The organism is Polaromonas sp. P1_F2, from assembly GCF_056405735.1.
On record NZ_JBFUBN010000006.1, the window covers coordinates 102,339 to 118,004 of the forward strand.

Here is a 15,666-nt window from a genome sequence, read left to right on the forward strand (position 1 = left end):
AGCGCAGTTCAGGGCTCGTAGCCGAAGAAGCGGATCACCGCCCTGGCCTTGTCCGTTTTGAGGAAAGCCATCAGTTGCGCGGCGGCCTTGCTGTCTTTGGCCTTGGCCAGCAGCACCGCGTCCTGCCGGATCGGGCTGTGCAGGCTCTCTGGAACGATCCAGGCCGAACCGGATTTGATCTTGCCGCCTTCATAGACCTGCGAGAGCGCGATGAAACCGAGTTCGGCATTGCCGGTCGAGACAAAGCTGAAGGCTTGCCCAATGCTTTCGCCCTGCACCAGCTTGGACTCCAATGCGGCCTGCAGGCCCAGCTTGCTTATGGCCTCAACGGCGGCCGCCCCATAAGGCGCGAGCTTGGGCGCGGCAATAGCGATCTTTTTGAAGCCGCCTTTCTTCAGGACTTCGCCCTGAGCATCGACCACACCGGGTTGCGCCGACCAGAGCACCAGCTTGCCGGTGGCATAGGTGAAGCGGCTGCCATTAACGGCCGCGCCTTCTTTTTCGAGCCTGGCGGGCGTCTCGTCGTCCGCTGCGAGGAACACCTCAAACGGCGCGCCGTTGCTGATCTGCGCATAGAACTTGCCGGTGGCGCCGGAGGTCAGCACCGCCTTATGGCCCGTGTCTTTTTCAAAGTCCGCGGCGATCAGCTTCATGGGCGCGATGAAGTTGGCGGCCACCGCGACCTGGACTTCGTCGGCCAGCGCGGCGGCCGAGGCCAGCAAGGCGAACAGTGCGGGCAGCCAACGCAACATGGTTGGGAACATGGGGGAGGCTCCAGTGATGAAGGATGAAGAGGCCAAGGTATCCCGGCCCATTCGCTATTCTATTTTAGAATAGCGCTTCCTGTCCCGAGGCCTTCCATGAAAAAAGCCGCGCACTCATCCTCCCCCGCCCCCTCCTTCGCCAGCGCCTTCGGCCACGAATCGGCCGACAAGCGCATCGACATCCTGCGCCTGGTCGGCGAAAGCGGCTCGATCTCGCAGGCGGCGCGCCAGGCCAAGGTCAGCTACAAGGCGGCCTGGCAGGCCATAGACACATTGACCAATCTGGCCGGTGTGGCGCTGGTGGAGCGCGCCGTGGGCGGCTCGGGCGGCGGCGGCGCCACCCTCACGTCGGCAGGCCAGAAGCTGCTGGCGGTGGCGGGACTCTTGAGCGACACCCGCAGCCAGGTGCTGGCCGCCTTCAAATCAAACGAACTGCTGCTGCCGCGTGCCCTGCCCGCACTCTCCAACATGAGCGTGCGTACCAGCATGCGCAACCAGTTGCCCTGCCGGGTCGACAAGCTCGAAGTGCGAGGCCAGGTGGCGCGCGTGCACCTGCAACTGGCCGGCGGTGCCGCGCTGGTTTCACGCATCACCAAGGCCAGCGCCGAGCTGCTGGGCTTGCAAAAGGGACAGGCGGTGCTGGCACTGTGCAAGGCTACGGCGGTGACTGTGAGTGCACCAAGCGCCACACCGCCGGGCGTTCAAAACCTCAAGGGCCAGGCCGTGCGCATCAGCCGAGGCGCCAGCGGCGATGAAGTGTCGCTGCAGCTTGACGGCGGCTTGCAGCTCGTGGGTTTTGCGTCTGCGAGCAGCGGCCTGAAGACCAAGGCCCTGGTGCAGGCTCTGGTCGACGAATCGGCTGTCGTGATCGCCCTGGCAACCTAGGTTTTAAACCGGCGCCTCAAACAGGTACTGAGAAGGCCCAGCCGCCCCGCCCTGCGGCGCGACCGGGTGCGCGACTACGCCCCAGACTTTTTCAATGCAGGCAGGCGTGAGCACTTCGGCGGTGACGCCGCTGCCCACCACCTCGCCGCCCTGCAGCACCACGCAGCGGTCGCTGTAGCGCAATGCGAGGTTCAGGTCGTGCAGCACGGCCACCACGCCCACGCCCTGGGCAGTCGCCCAGGCGCGCACCAGTTGCAGCATGCGGTGCTGGTGCTGCAGATCGAGCGCGGCCGTGGGTTCGTCCAGCAGCAGCCAGCGTGCGGCCGGAGCGCTTGCCGGACCGGCGGCGGGCTCCCACACCTGCGCCAGCGCGCGCGCCAGGTGCACACGTGCCTTCTCGCCGCCCGAGAGCGTGTTGAGCGCGCGGTGCTGCAGGTGTTCGACCGCGGTGGCCTGCATGGCCTGCATGGGAATATCTGCTTCGGACCTGCCCAGCTGGCTGCGGTGCGGGTAGCGGCCCAGCTCCACCACTTCGCGCACGGTGAATTCAAAAGCGACCTGGGTTTCCTGCGCCACCGAGGCGCGCACGCGGGCGAGTTCAAGCGGCGCATACGCGGCCAGCGCCTTGCCGGCCAGGTAGACAGCACCGTCCGTGGGCTGGCGCTGGCCGGTCAGCACCGACATCAACGTGGACTTGCCCGCGCCGTTGGGGCCCAGCACGGCGGTGACCTGCCCGGCCGCGAATTGCGCCGAGGCAGCCCGCAGCAGCGACCGGCCGGGGACCTCCACCCCCACGCCCACCACTTCGAGCAGGCCGGCGACGAGCGAAAAATCATGCATGTTTCGTGCGTTCATAGCCGGTTCTTGAAGTGGCGCAGCAGCAGCAAAAAGAAGGGCACGCCGACAAAAGCCGTCAGCACGCCCAGCGGCAGCTCGGCGGGCTTGACCACCGTGCGGGCCACGCTGTCGGCAGCCAGCACCAGGGCCGCGCCTAGCAGGGCCGATCCGGGCAACACGATGCGGTGGTCGGGCCCGGCCACCAGGCGCACGCAGTGCGGCGCCACCAGGCCGATGAAACCGATGATGCCGGTGGTGGCCGTGACCGCGCCCACGGCCAGCGCCGTCACCAGCACGGCAAAACGCTTGACGCGCTCGACCGGCACGCCCAGCAGCGCGGCCTGCGCCTCGCCCAGCGCGATGGCATTGAGCGGCCGGGCAAGCGTCAGGCCCGCGCCCAGCGCGGCCAGCACAATGGAAAACACCAGCGCCACCGCGCTCCAGCGCGCGCCGCCCAGGCTGCCGAGCAGCCAGAACTGGATGTTGCGCAGCTGCTCGTCGGTGGCCAGAAAGGTCAGGTAGCCCAGGCCCGCGCCGGCCAGCGCATTGACGGCAATGCCGGCCAGCAGCATGATGCCGACCAGTGTCGCGCCGTCCTGCTGCGACAGCGCATACACCAGCACCGTCACCAGCAGGCTGCCCAGGAAGGCCATGAGCACCAGCGTCCAGCTGCCCAGCGTGCGCGGCATCTCGGGAAACCACATGCTGCCGAGCACGATGGCCATGCCTGCGGCCAGCGCCGCGCCGCTGCTGACGCCTATCAAGCCGGGGTCGGCCAGCGGGTTGCGGAACAGGCCCTGCATCAAGGCGCCCGACATGCCCAGCGCCGCACCGGCGGCTACGCCCAGCAGCAGGCGCGGCAGGCGTATGTTCATGAAGACCAGATGTTCGGGTGAAGGCTGGCCGCTGCTCGCCAGCATGTCGAGCAGCACATTCCAGAGCTGTAGCGGGCTGATGGCGTAAGCGCCGCGCGCGCTGCCGATGACAAAGCTCAGGGCCAGCAGCAGCACGCCCGCGCCCAGCACCAGCGCCGCCGGCCAGCGCCGGTGGTCACCGTGCAAGGCGGCTTTCATGCGCGAGCCCTGCGCCTGGCGGCATGCGGGGCCGACTGCACCAGCAGCAGCCGGTTGCCTTCGCAGTCGCTGATACCCCATTCGGCGCCCCACTCCTGCTCCACCAGCGCATGCGGGGCCTGGCCGGGCGCCGATTGCAGGGCCATGTGCCACTGTTCGATGTTGTCCACCAGCAGGCGGCAGGCAAAGTGTTGCGGCGCCATGTCGGCGCGGCGCTGCCAGAGCTGCACCGTCACCGATTCACGTGTGAGCACGGCGATGACGCCGGGCACGCTGTGCCGGGCGGCAAAACCCCAGCAGTCGCGGTAAAACGCCAGTGCCCGGCGCAAGTCTGCGCAATGCAACACGGCCGGCGTGCGGGCGCAGAGGACTTCGGTCATGGCGGCTTTCATGGGCTGGTCGTTCATGCGGCGGCTTTCAGGCCGGCCTGGTGCAGCTCGGCCACGGCCTGCGGCAGGCGCGGGCCAAAGCCGATCAGGTAAAGCGCGTCCAGCGCCACCAGCGCCCGGCGCTTGTAGGCCGGCGTGAGCTCCAGGCCGGGGCGCTGCCAGAATTTTTCCAGCCCGCCGCTGGCCTCAATGCCCTGCGTGGTGGTGACGATCACGTCGGGCGCGGATGTCACCAGGGCTTCGGGCGTCATGGCGCGGTAGCCGCTGAAATTTGAACTGCCGCCGGGCGTGATGAGGGCGTTGTCCAGGCCCGCGAAGGTGAACATCGCATGCGCGGCGGTTTTCTCGCCGGCCACCTGCGGCGAACCCGAATGCGTGAGGATGAACACGGCGCGGGGCTTGCGGCCGGTTTTGCGGGCCACCACGGCCAGCACTTCCGCCCATTGGGCGTCAAGCTTGGCCTGCAGCGCGGCGGCCTGCGCGACCCGCGATGTCGCGCGACCGACAGCGGCGACCTTGCGCTGAACCTCGGCCCAGCTGTGGTCGGCCTCGACCAGTTCGACCTTGACGCCGGCGCTGCGGATCTGGTCCATCACCACACCGGGCCCGGCTTCCGTCGTGCCGATGATGGCATCGGGCTTGAGCGACAGCAGGCCTTCCGCCGAAAGCTGGCGCATGTAGCCGACCTTGGGCGTTTGCAACGCTGCGGCCGGAAAGAGGCTGGTGGTGTCGGTGCCGACCAGCTGCTTTTCAGCGCCCAGCGCGTAGACGATTTCCGTGGTCGCGCCGCTCACCGAGACGATGCGCGGCATCCTCGCCGCTACCGCTGCCGTGGCCTGCGCCTGCGCAGCAGTCGCAGACAGGCCGCAGACGCTGGAGACGGCGGAAACCGCCGGCAGTGAAAAATACCGCAAGGCGTCGCGCCGGCGGAGTCGAGAAGGGGCTGCTGTCATGGGAAGCCTTGTGGGGGTGTGTTTTGCTCAAGGAAGTCTTCATGCGATGTTCTGCGCGATGCGCCAGAGCACGCCGGACGGGTCGCCGAGCACGAAGTCGCGCTGACGCCAGGGCTGGTCTTGCGGAGCGACGGTGCGCACGCCGTAGCGGGCTGCGATGCCCGCTTGCTGCAACCGCGCCCACCAGCTTTCGACGTCCTGCACGATCAGGTGCATCATGAAATTGCTGGCGTGCTCGGCCAGGTAAAAATTCTGCAGGAAGAAGGCCGTGTCACCCAGGCGCATATAAGCCAGGGTGTCGTCCGACCATGGGATCTCAAACCCCAGATCTTCATAAAAGCGTTTGGACAGCGCGAAGTCTTTCGCAGGCACAAAGGCCTTGATCTCCACCGCGCCGAAACCGCTTGCGCCACCGCTCATGCGGCTTCCTTGAGCCTGGGCAGCCGCGCCACGATGTCGCGCCAGGCTTGCAGTTCGGGAAGGCCGGGCTTGCGGGCGCCGAAAAACATCGCCATCAGTTCGCCCGCGCCGTCGAAGACCTCGACCGAGGTGACCAAGCCTTCGGTCGTGGGCTTCTCGACAATCCAGGCGCTCTTGACCATGTCTTCGCGCAGGTGCAGATTGAAGCCCGCATCCAGCACGTTGATCCATTGCGCGGTCGGGGTGACCATGGGTTCGATGCGCTTGACAGGTCCGGTGTGGATCTGGATGCAGCCCAGGCTGCCGACGAACACCATGATGGGTGTGCCGTCCATGGAGGCTTCGTCGAGCAGCTTGCGGACTATCGTCAGGTCGGCCTTCTGCGTGAAGCGGCCTTCGACCAGGCGAAAGGCCTGCTGGCGCTCGGCGCCGGCCTTGCCGATCAGGCCGAAAAATTCATGCGTGTCCTTCATCTCGCTCCAGCCCTGGGCCAGTGCGGCGGCGTCGATGTCCGCGTCGGGCTTGGGCGCAGGCTTGGGGCTGGCGAGCGTGAAGGCGTAAGCCTTGTCGGCGTCGGTGAACTGGTTGGCCACGTCCCTGAAGGCTTCGCGGTCGGTCTCGGGCCGCGCAAACACCTTGTGCACGGCCACACCGTGCGCGTCAAAAAACTGCAGGCTTTCCGAAGCCGCGTTCTTGGGGTCGTTGGCCGGCTCAAAAACGTAAAAGCCGGCATGCCAGCGGCTGAAGAAGATGCGCAGGTCGATTTCTTCGCCCAGCGCCAGGCCCATATGGCCCTGAGCGCTGATATTGCGGTAGACGCCGGTCTTTTCATGCACGGTGGATTCATTGCGCGTAAGCGCCATGACCGGCCCGCACAGCTCCATCGCCTGAAGTATCTCGACCCACGGGCCTTTGAGCGGCGTGGCCTTGAGGGCAAGCTCGTGCGCGCCCGCGTGGGCGGCGACGGCCTGGCCTTCGGTGATGCTTATGCTCTCGGCGGCGTCCTTGGCGCGCTTGCCGCTGCTGCGCGCGGCGGCGAAGCGCTCGCGCAGCGCGGCTGGGTTCAGGGGTGCAGTGCCGGCATCTGCCTGGCTTGCGGCGTCGGGCCGCGTCTGGGTTTGAAGGACTGCGCTCATTGAAGGGTCTCCGGGGTTGTGTGCCAAAGCACGCGATGGGTATCAGAATGGTCCGCAGGCAAAAGCCCCTGCTGTGGCTGCTCAGGACCCGGTTGCAACACCCGCACCCACAAGGGGTGCAGGTTGGCGGCAATGGCCCTGAAGTTCGGTGGCGCTGCCGGGTGGCGCGACAGCATGAAAAGGTTTGCGATGATTTTTTGGGCCAGCAAGGCGCGCTGCCCATCGCAGCAGGCCTGTGCGTGGCCGGTCATCAGGGCCAGCGTTCCGGCCAGCAGGGCTTCCGCCGAGGGCAGGCCCTGCGCGTCGGCCGCAGCGGTGTCGCTGTCGTTGACGCCGTGGTCGGAGAACTGGCTCATATGCTTTCCGCTTTCCTCTGTTTGTCAAAAAAGGTTCAGGACGAAATCGGAAAAATCAGAAATCGGCCACCAGCGAGACATTGAAATAGCGGCCCGGCTGGCTGTAGGCGTCGCGGAAGGAGGAGTTGGCCGCCACACCGCGGACATCCGACCAGTTCCAGTATTTTTTGTTCGTCAGGTTGATGAGGCCGGCGTTCAGGCGCAAGGTTTTGCTGAAACGCCACTGGCCGGTCAGGTCTAGCGTGGTCGCGGACGGCACGGCGAATTGCGTGGTCGCCACAGGCACCGCCGGCGGCGAGGCGGCAATGGCCTGCGCGCTGATGTCATCGAACTTCTTGGCGGAATGGTGGCTCGCGTCCAGGCGCACATCCCAGGTCGCGGTTTCATACTTCAGGCCGACGCTGAGCTTGGCCGGGTCTATGGTGTCCAGCGGTTTGCCGGTGTTCTTCACGGTGCCGCGGGTGTAGCCGTAGGAGAACGGCGTGCTGAGCTTGCCCTCGCCGACCTTGCCCCAGTTCATGTCGCCCTTGATCTCAAAACCGCTGATGGTCGCGTTGTCGATGTTGACCGACTGGATGACGGCGGGGTTGCCCGGGTTGCCGAAGGCGCCGCTCACGATGGCGCCGTCCTGGATCAGGTCTTTGAAGCGGCCGTAAAACACGGCGGTGTCGAAACTCAGCTGCTCCAGGCGACCGCGCACGCCGAATTCGACGTTCCTGCTTTTCTCCGGCTTGAGGTTGGGATTGGGCACGGTGCGGTAGCCGCCGGCAAGGTTCTGGAAAAAACCATTGACCTGGCCGGCATTGGGCGCGCGGAAACCGCTGGCGTAATTGCCGAAGAAACTCCACTGCGGCGTGGCGCGGTAGATGACACCGACCTTGGGCGACACGGCCGAGCCTGACAGCGACACAGCGGGCACCGGGAAGCCGGCTTGCGCCGCGTCGATCTTGAAGCTGTCCGCGCGCACGCCCGGCGTCACACTCCAGTCGCCCAGGATGAACTCGTCCTGCACGTAAAAAGCCGTGGCGGTTTCGGTGGTGTCGGGGAAGCGTTTGAGCGGGAAGGTTTCGCCGGCGGGCGGCACCAGGCCGGTCTGCAGGTTTTCGATTTTCGCGCTGGTGTGGTCCAGGCCGTAAGTGATCTTTTGCGCCGAGTTCGCGCCCATGCGGAGGGTCTTGTCGGCCTGGATGCTGGCCTGCAGCGTGCGCTCGCTGTAGGTCGTGTCACGCACGCGCTCCTGCGGCAACGCCGTACGCCGCTCATAGGTGTAATCGTTGGACTTCGCATCCTGGTAGCTGAGCACCGTCTGGATGTTGTCGGTGACCGCGGTGTCTACCTTGTATTTGGCATCCCAGGTCAGCCGGTCGCGGTCCATCTTTCCGGTCGAGTAGGAGTCCAGCACCGTGGCCGAACGCGCGGTCAGCAGGTTGTAATCACTCTTCTTGTCGACGTGCTCGAAAGTGATGACGTGTTTTTGCGAAGCGGTCGGGTTCAGCACGACCTTGGCCAGCAACGAATTGGCCTTGTCTTTTTGCGGGTTGGGCTGGGTGCGGGTAAAGCCGGTGCCGCCGTTGTCGCCACGGTTTTCCAGTTCCTTGCCGCTGCTGGTGGCCACGCTCAGCTGCCAGGCCAGCATTTCATTGACGCGTCCGGCAATCGTGCCGCTGGCAGCGGTCTCATTGTTGTCGCCGCTGTAGCCGATGGACGCGCGGCCGCCCAGCGACTTGCCGTCCCTCAGGTAATCGTCCGGCTCATTGGTGATGAAGTTGACCAGGCCGGCAATGCCGTCGGAACCATACAGCACCGAGGCCGGGCCCTTGACGATTTCAATGCGCTTGATGAGGTCGATGGACAGGCTGTCGCGCCCAAAGGAGTTGGGGCTGAAGGCATAACTGCGTGGAATGCGGATGCCGTCGACCATCATCAGCACGCGGTTTCCGTCGAGGCCGCGGATGTTGAAACCAGCATTGCCTTCGCGGCCGGTGTCGCCTTGCGCCAAGCCGAAACGCGCGGGCGCACGGCGCACCGAGACGTTGGGAATGTTTTTGGCCGCGTCACGAATGTCCCTGATCTGCCCCCGCTCGATGTCCTCGGCGTTGATCACGTCGATGGTTTGCGGAATGTCTTCCACCGATTGCTCGTTGCGCGAACCGCTGACGACGGTTTCTTTCAGGGCGGCGACTTGCACCGCGGCGGTCATGGCCGGTGCGGCCGATACGACCGTTTGCGCCTGCGCGGCGAAACCGGCGCCACAGGCCAGGGCGGTCAACAGGGAGATTTCGCGCAGCGCGAAACGGGAGGAAGGATGGATGGAAGTCATGCAAGCCCAAAGTAAAAAGTTTGGAGGGCTTGCTGCTGCAACGGGAAGCTGTCGGCCCCTGTCGCTTGTGGCTGGCTCTGGAAAAGTCGAAGTATATGCGAATTATTCTCATTCGCAACATTTGGATGCAAAATAGTCCAGGGAGCAGCGCGGCCAGTGCGTCTCGGCCTCCGTCAGTCACCGCTAGGTCACGGCGGTCGAAGAGGATGGAAGGCCGATCCGGCGCGCGACGCCTATTCGATAAATAGCCAATAACTATCGAACAATGGTGTTTTTAATAGTTATACTATCGTTTCGCAAGCATTTTTAACCAGCCTATAGGAAGCTATCCAGATGTCCCTGATCAATACCCAAGTCCAGCCCTTCAAAACCCAAGCCTTTCTCAATGGCAAGTTCATCGACGTTTCAGACGAATCGCTGAAGGGCAAATGGTCGGTCCTGATCTTCATGCCGGCTGCATTCACGTTCAACTGCCCCACGGAAGTGGAAGATGCGGCCGACAACTACGCCGAATTCCAGAAGGCCGGCGCCGAGGTCTACATCGTGACCACCGACACCCATTTCTCGCACAAGGTCTGGCACGAAACCTCCCCCGCAGTCGGCAAGGCCAAGTTCCCGCTGGTGGGCGACCCGACCCACACGCTGACCAAAGCCTTTGACGTGTTCATCCCTGAAGAAGGCCTGGCACTGCGCGGCACCTTCGTGATCAACCCCGAAGGCGTCATCAAGACCGCTGAAGTGCACTCCAACGAGATCGCACGTGACGTGAAAGAAACCCTGCGCAAGCTGAAGGCAGCCCAGTACACCGCAGCACACCCCGGCCAGGTCTGCCCTGCCAAGTGGAACGAAGGCGCCAAGACAATCGCCCCGTCCATCGACCTGGTTGGCAAGATCTAAGCGCCCTGCCGCCTTCCCGACAAAGGCCCGGGGGCCCGGCACATGTGTGCCGTCCCGGGCTTTTTTGTTCCCTTTTGATCCCGTTTTGCCATTGAAAGTGAGTTCCCCATGCTCGACGACGCCACCAAAGCCCAACTGAAAAGTTACCTCGAACGCGCCACGCAGCCGATTGAAATCGTTGCCTCGCTCGACGACAGCGAAGGCTCCGGCGAAATGCTGTCGCTGCTAAAGGACGTTGCCGAGGCGTCGCCGCTGGTCAAGTTGACCGAAAGCCGCGACGACAAGCACCGCAAGCCCTCGTTCTCCATCAATCGCCCGAGCGAAAACCACGGCCCGCGTTTTGCCGGCCTGCCCATGGGCCATGAATTCACCTCGCTGATCCTCGCGCTGCTGCAAATCGGCGGTTACCCGCCAAAGGTCGAGCAAGCCGTGCTGGACCAGATCCGCGCGCTCGACGGCGATTTCGAGTTCGAAATCTATGTCTCGCTGACCTGCCACAACTGCCCCGACGTGGTCCAGGCGCTGAACCTGATGGCGGTGCAAAACCCGCGCATCCGCGCCACCATGATTGAAGGCGGCATGTTCCAGGAAGAGGTCAAGGAACGCCAGATCATGGCCGTGCCCACCGTGTTCCTGAACGGCACCGAGTTCGGCCAGGGCCGCATGAGCCTGGAAGAAATCCTGGCCAAGATAGACACCAGCGGCGTCGAGCGCGAAGCCAAAAAGATTGACGGCAAGGACGCTTTCGACGTGCTGATCGTCGGCGGCGGCCCGGCCGGCGCCGCGGCGGCTGTGTATGCCGCTCGCAAAGGCATACGCACAGGCGTGGCCTCGGAGCGTTTCGGCGGCCAGGTGCTGGACACCATGGGCATCGAAAACTTCATTTCCATCAAGGAAACCGAAGGGCCAAAATTCGCCCACGCGCTGGAAGAACACGTGCGTAACTACGACGTGGACATCATGAACCTGCAGCGCGCCAAGGCCTTGATCCCGAACAGCGGGCCGGACAAAAACCTGATCGAAGTCCAGCTCGAAAGCGGCGCTTCGCTCAAGAGCAAATCCATCGTGATCTCGACCGGCGCACGCTGGCGCAACATCAACGTGCCCGGCGAGCACGAGTTCAAGAACAAGGGCGTGGCCTATTGCCCGCACTGCGACGGGCCTCTGTTCAAGGGCAAGCGCGTGGCGGTCATTGGCGGCGGCAACTCGGGTGTCGAGGCGGCCATCGACCTGGCCGGCATCGTCGGCCACGTGACGCTGATCGAATACGACACCGTGCTGCGCGCCGATGCCGTGCTGCAGCGCAAGCTGAATAGCCTGCAGAACGTGACGGTAATCACCAACGCGCAGACCACCGAAATCACCGGTGACCAGAAGGTCAATGGCCTGGTCTACAAGGACCGCGCCAGCAGCGAGCTGAAAACCGTGGCGCTCGAGGGTGTGTTCATCCAGATCGGCCTGGTGCCCAACACCGACTGGCTCAAGGGAACGGTCGAGCTGTCAAAGCACGGCGAAATCATCGTCGACGCCAAGGGCCAGACCTCGGTGCCCGGCGTGTTCGCGGCCGGCGATGTGACGACGGTGCCCTTCAAGCAGATCATCATCGCGGCCGGTGAAGGCGCGAAGGCGGCCCTCAGCGCCTTCGACTACCTGATCCGCAGCCCTATCCCCGCGTGATGCGCTGAAGCTGAAAAAGCCGCCCCGACCGGGCGGCTTTTTTTTCGCCCGAAAACCCGCTAGTCCGACCCAAAACCGCAGCGCCGGGAAGGGTCTTCAAATGAGAATTGCTCTCATCGGATGGTATAGTTCGCAGCGTCCTTTTCCGCTAGCCAAAACACTCCTGAAGCAGCTTTTGCTGCGAGTTGTAGCAAGCCAATAACCGCCCGCGAGGCCCCTGGATTTTCGCCACCCACGATGGCGCATCGGGCCGCCGTGAGCACGCCAGTTTCCTGGCGATCCTCCCCGGAGTTTTGACCTTGCCCACCTCGCCCCTGCCGTGCGCCGGACGCGCCATACACCGCCTGGCCCCGCTCAGCGCCCTCTCCCTGGCCGCCGCGCTTCAAGGCGCTTACGCCCAGACCCCTGCCCCTTCCGAAACCACCTTGCGCGAAGTGCGGGTCAGCGCGGACCAGGAAAAAGAAACCTCCACCGGCCCGGTGATCGGCTACCGCGCAAAAAGAGCCTCCACCGCCACCAAGACCGATACCCTGCTGTCCGAAACGCCGCAGGCCGTCACCGTTGTCACCAGCCAGCAGATCACCGACCAAGGCGCCACCAATCTGCAGGACGCACTGGGCTATGCCGCCGGTGTGCGCTCCGATGCTTATGGGTTAGATTCCCGGACCGATTCGGTGCGGGTGCGCGGTGCCAACCCCGACAACTACCTGGACGGCCTTCGCGAGGCCTACGGCTACTACACCAGCCGCACCCGCGCCGACCCCTACACGCTGGAGCGCCTGGAGGTGCTGCGCGGCCCCTCAGGCATGCTGTTCGGCGCGGGCACGGCCGCCGGGGTGATCAACATGGTCAGCAAAAGGCCGCAGGCAGAGGCCCAGCGCGAAGTGGGCGTGCAATACGGCAGCCATGGCCGCAAGCAGTTCCAGGTCGACCTGACCGGCCCGCTGACGCAGGACGGCGAATGGCTGTACCGGCTGGTCGCGCTCAAGCGCTCATCGGATACCCAGGTGGACTATGTGCCGGACGACCGCAGCCTGGTCGCGCCTTCGCTGACCTGGCGGCCCAGCGCCGCCACCGCGCTGACCTTGCAGGCGCTGTGGCAAAAAGACAAGAGCGGCTCGACCTCGCAGTTCTTTCCATGGGAAGGCACGCTGCTGCCCAACCCCAACGGCCGCCTGCCCACGAACCGCTTCATCGGCGAGCCCGGCGACTACTACAACTCCGAGCGCAAGACCCTGGGCTGGCTGTTCGAGCACAAGTTCAACGACAGCTGGACGGTGCGCCAGAACTTCCGCGTCTCGAGCAACGAGAACAACAACCGCTACCACTACGGCGACTTCTTCACCAGCCCGGGAAGCTGGGGCTCCGACCCGGTGGCCAAGCGGCGGCTGGGCCGCATCAACGACAGCTCGCTGACGCGCAACCGCATCACCGCGCTGGACAACCATGCCCAGGGCCATTTCAGCACCGGCGCGCTGCAGCACACGCTGCTGTTCGGCGCGGACTTCGCGCGCCACCGCGAGAACGTCTGGTCGGGCGCGACCGTCAGCGAGATAGACGCCTATGCGCCGGTCTATGGCAACCTGCTGGTGCCGGATCGCACCGCGCTGCCGCGCACCACGCAGCGCCAGACCGGCCTGTATGTGCAGGACCAGATGAAGTGGGACCACTGGATCGTCACGGCGGGCCTGCGCCATGACAAGGCCGTCGCGGGCGCCGAAGGCAGCCCCGAGGAGAAAAGCACGGCTACGACCAAGCGCCTGGGCCTGATGTACGCATTCCCCTCGGGCTGGTCGCCGTACGTGAGCTACAGCGAATCCTTCACGCCGCAGGCCGCCATCAAGGGCCGGCTGTTCAAGCCTCTGCGCGGCGAGCAGTGGGAACTGGGCCTGAAATACGAACCGGCGGGCCGCGCGCTGGCCTTCAGCGCCGCGCTCTACGACCTGCGCGAAAAAAACCAGATCGCCTCGCCGCTGCCCGACGTCTACACCCAGGTCGGCGCGACGCGTACCAAGGGGCTGGAACTTGAAGTCAAGGGTCCCGTCACGCCCAATCTGGAACTGGTTGCGCATTACAACTACACCGAGCTGGACAAACAACTCGAAGGCCTGCCCAAGCACCAGGCCAGCGCTTGGGCCAAGTACCGCTTTTCCATCGCCGGCCTCAACGGTTTCTCGGCCGGCGCCGGGGTGCGCTGGATGGGCGCCTTCAACGACCAGCAGGGCGGCGGCAACGGCCCGCAAATTCCCAGTGCCGCGCTGCTGGACCTGATGTTCGCCTATGACACCGCGAATTGGCGCTACGCCGTCAACATCAACAACGCGACCGACAAGACCTACTTCAGCACCTGCCTGGCGCGCGGCGACTGCTGGTATGGCGCGCGGCGCAACGTGGTGGCCAGCGCCACCTACCGCTTCTAGGCCCCTCAAGGAGAACCACGATGAACAGCCGCAAAATCAAAACCTGGACCTGGATCCATAAATGGAGCAGCCTGGTCTGCACAGTTTTCATGCTGCTGCTGTGCCTGACAGGCCTGCCGCTGATTTTTCACCATGAGATCGGCCACCTGCTGGGCACGGAAGTGGAAGCGCCAGACCTGCCCAAGGGCACACCGCGCGCCAGCCTCGACAGCGTGATGCAGGTGGCGCAGGCGCTGCACCCCGGCAAAGTGCCCATGTTCGCCTCGCACGAGATCGACGACGACCGCTTCTGGTACGTCACGCTGGGCGACACGCCGACCTCCGAGGTCGGCAACAAGACCGTGGCCGTCGATGCGCGTACCGCGGCGGTGCTGGCCCAGCCGAAGTTCGACGAAGGCTTTATGTACATCATGTTCAAGCTGCATGTGGACCTGTTCGCCGGACTGGCCGGCAAGCTCTTCCTCGGCTTCATGGGCCTGTTGCTGCTGGTGGCGATTGTCTCTGGCGTGGTGCTGTACGCGCCCTTCATGCGCAAGCTGGACTTCGGCGCTGTGCGGCAAAGCCGGCCGCGCGCCAAATGGCTGGACCTGCACAACCTGCTGGGCGTCGTGACGCTGGTCTGGGCCTTCACCGTGGGCGCCACCGGCATGATCAACACCTGGGCCGACCTGCTGATCAAGTACTGGCAGTACGACCAGCTCAGCGCGCTGCTGGCGCCCTACCAGGGACAAAAACCGCCGGCGCGCCTGGCCTCGGTGCAGCAGGCGGCATCGTCGGCCACCGCGCTCGCGCCCGACATGAAGATGGCTTTCATCGCCTTCCCGGGCACGACTTTTTCCAGCCCGCACCATTACACGGTGTTCCTGCGCGGCAACGAGCCCTTCAACTCGCGGCTGCTCAAGCCGGTGCTGGTGGACGCGGGCACCAACGCGCTCACCGCCAGCCCGCCGCTGCCCTGGTACCTCACGGCGCTGCTGGTGTCGCAGCCGCTGCATTTCGGCGACTATGGCGGCATGCCCATGCAGATCCTCTGGGCGCTGCTCGACATCGCCACCATCATCGTGCTGGGTAGCGGCCTCTATCTCTGGGTCAAGCGCCGCAACCCGGCCGCGGCAGTGAAGCCGGCCACGTCCGTGGCCGCGCGGGAATCGCATGTTCTTTCCCACAAGGCGCCAGGCGGTGCGGCATGAGCGCGCCACAAACGCCCTTCTGGCGCATGTGGGGCTGGCCCCTGGTGCTGGGGCTTCTAAGTGCCAGCGGCCTTCTGACGGCATTGGTGTCCGACGGCTGGGGCGACTGGTGGGCCTGTCTCGGCCTAGGGGTGCCGGTGGCCGTGATGGCCTGGTTCGCATGGGTGCCGCGCAAGCCAGCCAGGCACTGAGGGAAACAGGGCGAAACCTTGGGGCCGGCATGGCGTCCAGGTGGTCGCACACCATCGCTTCGCGCAGGCGATAAAATACAGCGCTGCTCACGCACGATCTGAAGGCCTGGACTGAAGGGGTGCGCGGCGGGCTTTATGCCCTCTTGCATCGTTCTAAT

15 protein-coding genes are annotated in these 15,666 nt (G+C 64.9%); 6 read left to right on the forward strand and 9 right to left on the reverse strand.

The genetic code is table 11. From position 1 onward, the window contains the following. Window positions 1–8: 8 nt before the first annotated feature. The gene (gene modA, locus AC1D0O_RS13800) at window positions 9–764 is read right to left on the reverse strand and encodes a molybdate ABC transporter substrate-binding protein (protein WP_477654079.1); all 756 of its coding nucleotides are present in this window, start codon (window positions 762–764) and stop codon (window positions 9–11) included. Between the two features lie 96 nt (window positions 765–860). Between modA and AC1D0O_RS13805 the strand changes: the two genes are divergently transcribed. Further along, window positions 861–1,649 (forward strand): TOBE domain-containing protein, encoded by a 789-nt coding sequence (locus AC1D0O_RS13805; RefSeq protein WP_477654080.1) that lies wholly within the window; start codon window positions 861–863, stop codon window positions 1,647–1,649. Between the two features lie 3 nt (window positions 1,650–1,652). Here AC1D0O_RS13805 and AC1D0O_RS13810 read toward each other — a convergent pair whose 3' ends face one another. From AC1D0O_RS13810 to AC1D0O_RS13845, 8 genes are read right to left on the reverse strand one after another with little or no spacing between them, the layout of a single operon-like run. Further along, a complete protein-coding gene (locus AC1D0O_RS13810) occupies window positions 1,653–2,504 on the reverse strand; it encodes a heme ABC transporter ATP-binding protein (protein WP_477654081.1) in 852 nt (283 codons plus the stop codon). Further along, a complete protein-coding gene (locus tag AC1D0O_RS13815) occupies window positions 2,501–3,559 on the reverse strand; it encodes a FecCD family ABC transporter permease (RefSeq protein ID WP_477654082.1) in 1,059 nt (352 codons plus the stop codon). Before AC1D0O_RS13815 ends, AC1D0O_RS13810 begins: the two co-directional genes overlap by 4 nt. Next, window positions 3,556–3,966: a VOC family protein gene (locus AC1D0O_RS13820; protein ID WP_477654083.1), complete on the reverse strand. Its 411-nt coding sequence runs from the start codon at window positions 3,964–3,966 to the stop codon at window positions 3,556–3,558. The genes AC1D0O_RS13815 and AC1D0O_RS13820 overlap by 4 nt, the downstream gene beginning before the upstream one ends. After that, the gene (locus tag AC1D0O_RS13825) at window positions 3,963–4,901 is read right to left on the reverse strand and encodes a heme/hemin ABC transporter substrate-binding protein (RefSeq protein WP_477654084.1); all 939 of its coding nucleotides are present in this window, start codon (window positions 4,899–4,901) and stop codon (window positions 3,963–3,965) included. The genes AC1D0O_RS13820 and AC1D0O_RS13825 overlap by 4 nt, the downstream gene beginning before the upstream one ends. 39 nt (window positions 4,902–4,940) lie before the next feature. Next, entirely contained in the window at window positions 4,941–5,321 is a 381-nt protein-coding gene (locus AC1D0O_RS13830; RefSeq protein WP_477654085.1) for a VOC family protein, read from the reverse strand. Then, window positions 5,318–6,457, reverse strand: a complete 1,140-nt coding sequence (locus AC1D0O_RS13835; RefSeq protein WP_477654086.1) for a hemin-degrading factor — start codon at window positions 6,455–6,457, stop codon at window positions 5,318–5,320. Before AC1D0O_RS13835 ends, AC1D0O_RS13830 begins: the two co-directional genes overlap by 4 nt. Then, window positions 6,454–6,813, reverse strand: a complete 360-nt coding sequence (locus tag AC1D0O_RS13840; RefSeq protein ID WP_477654087.1) for a hypothetical protein — start codon at window positions 6,811–6,813, stop codon at window positions 6,454–6,456. The genes AC1D0O_RS13835 and AC1D0O_RS13840 overlap by 4 nt, the downstream gene beginning before the upstream one ends. 55 nt (window positions 6,814–6,868) lie before the next feature. Continuing rightward, window positions 6,869–9,133 (reverse strand): TonB-dependent hemoglobin/transferrin/lactoferrin family receptor, encoded by a 2,265-nt coding sequence (locus tag AC1D0O_RS13845; protein WP_477654088.1) that lies wholly within the window; start codon window positions 9,131–9,133, stop codon window positions 6,869–6,871. A 333-nt stretch (window positions 9,134–9,466) separates the two neighbouring features. Between AC1D0O_RS13845 and ahpC the strand changes: the two genes are divergently transcribed. The 5 genes from ahpC to AC1D0O_RS13870 all read left to right on the forward strand — a co-directional run bounded on the left by ahpC (window position 9,467) and on the right by AC1D0O_RS13870 (window position 15,508). Continuing rightward, window positions 9,467–10,030 (forward strand): alkyl hydroperoxide reductase subunit C, encoded by a 564-nt coding sequence (ahpC, locus tag AC1D0O_RS13850; RefSeq protein ID WP_007874200.1) that lies wholly within the window; start codon window positions 9,467–9,469, stop codon window positions 10,028–10,030. A 108-nt stretch (window positions 10,031–10,138) separates the two neighbouring features. Further along, complete coding sequence (ahpF, locus tag AC1D0O_RS13855; RefSeq protein ID WP_477654089.1) at window positions 10,139–11,707, forward strand: alkyl hydroperoxide reductase subunit F; 1,569 nt, start codon at window positions 10,139–10,141, stop codon at window positions 11,705–11,707. 299 nt (window positions 11,708–12,006) lie between these two features. Beyond that, window positions 12,007–14,127 (forward strand): TonB-dependent siderophore receptor, encoded by a 2,121-nt coding sequence (locus tag AC1D0O_RS13860; RefSeq protein WP_477654090.1) that lies wholly within the window; start codon window positions 12,007–12,009, stop codon window positions 14,125–14,127. A gap of 20 nt (window positions 14,128–14,147) precedes the next feature. Beyond that, complete coding sequence (locus AC1D0O_RS13865; protein WP_477654091.1) at window positions 14,148–15,317, forward strand: PepSY-associated TM helix domain-containing protein; 1,170 nt, start codon at window positions 14,148–14,150, stop codon at window positions 15,315–15,317. Then, window positions 15,314–15,508: a hypothetical protein gene (locus AC1D0O_RS13870; RefSeq protein ID WP_477654092.1), complete on the forward strand. Its 195-nt coding sequence runs from the start codon at window positions 15,314–15,316 to the stop codon at window positions 15,506–15,508. Before AC1D0O_RS13865 ends, AC1D0O_RS13870 begins: the two co-directional genes overlap by 4 nt. The last annotated feature ends 158 nt before the right edge of the window (window positions 15,509–15,666 follow it).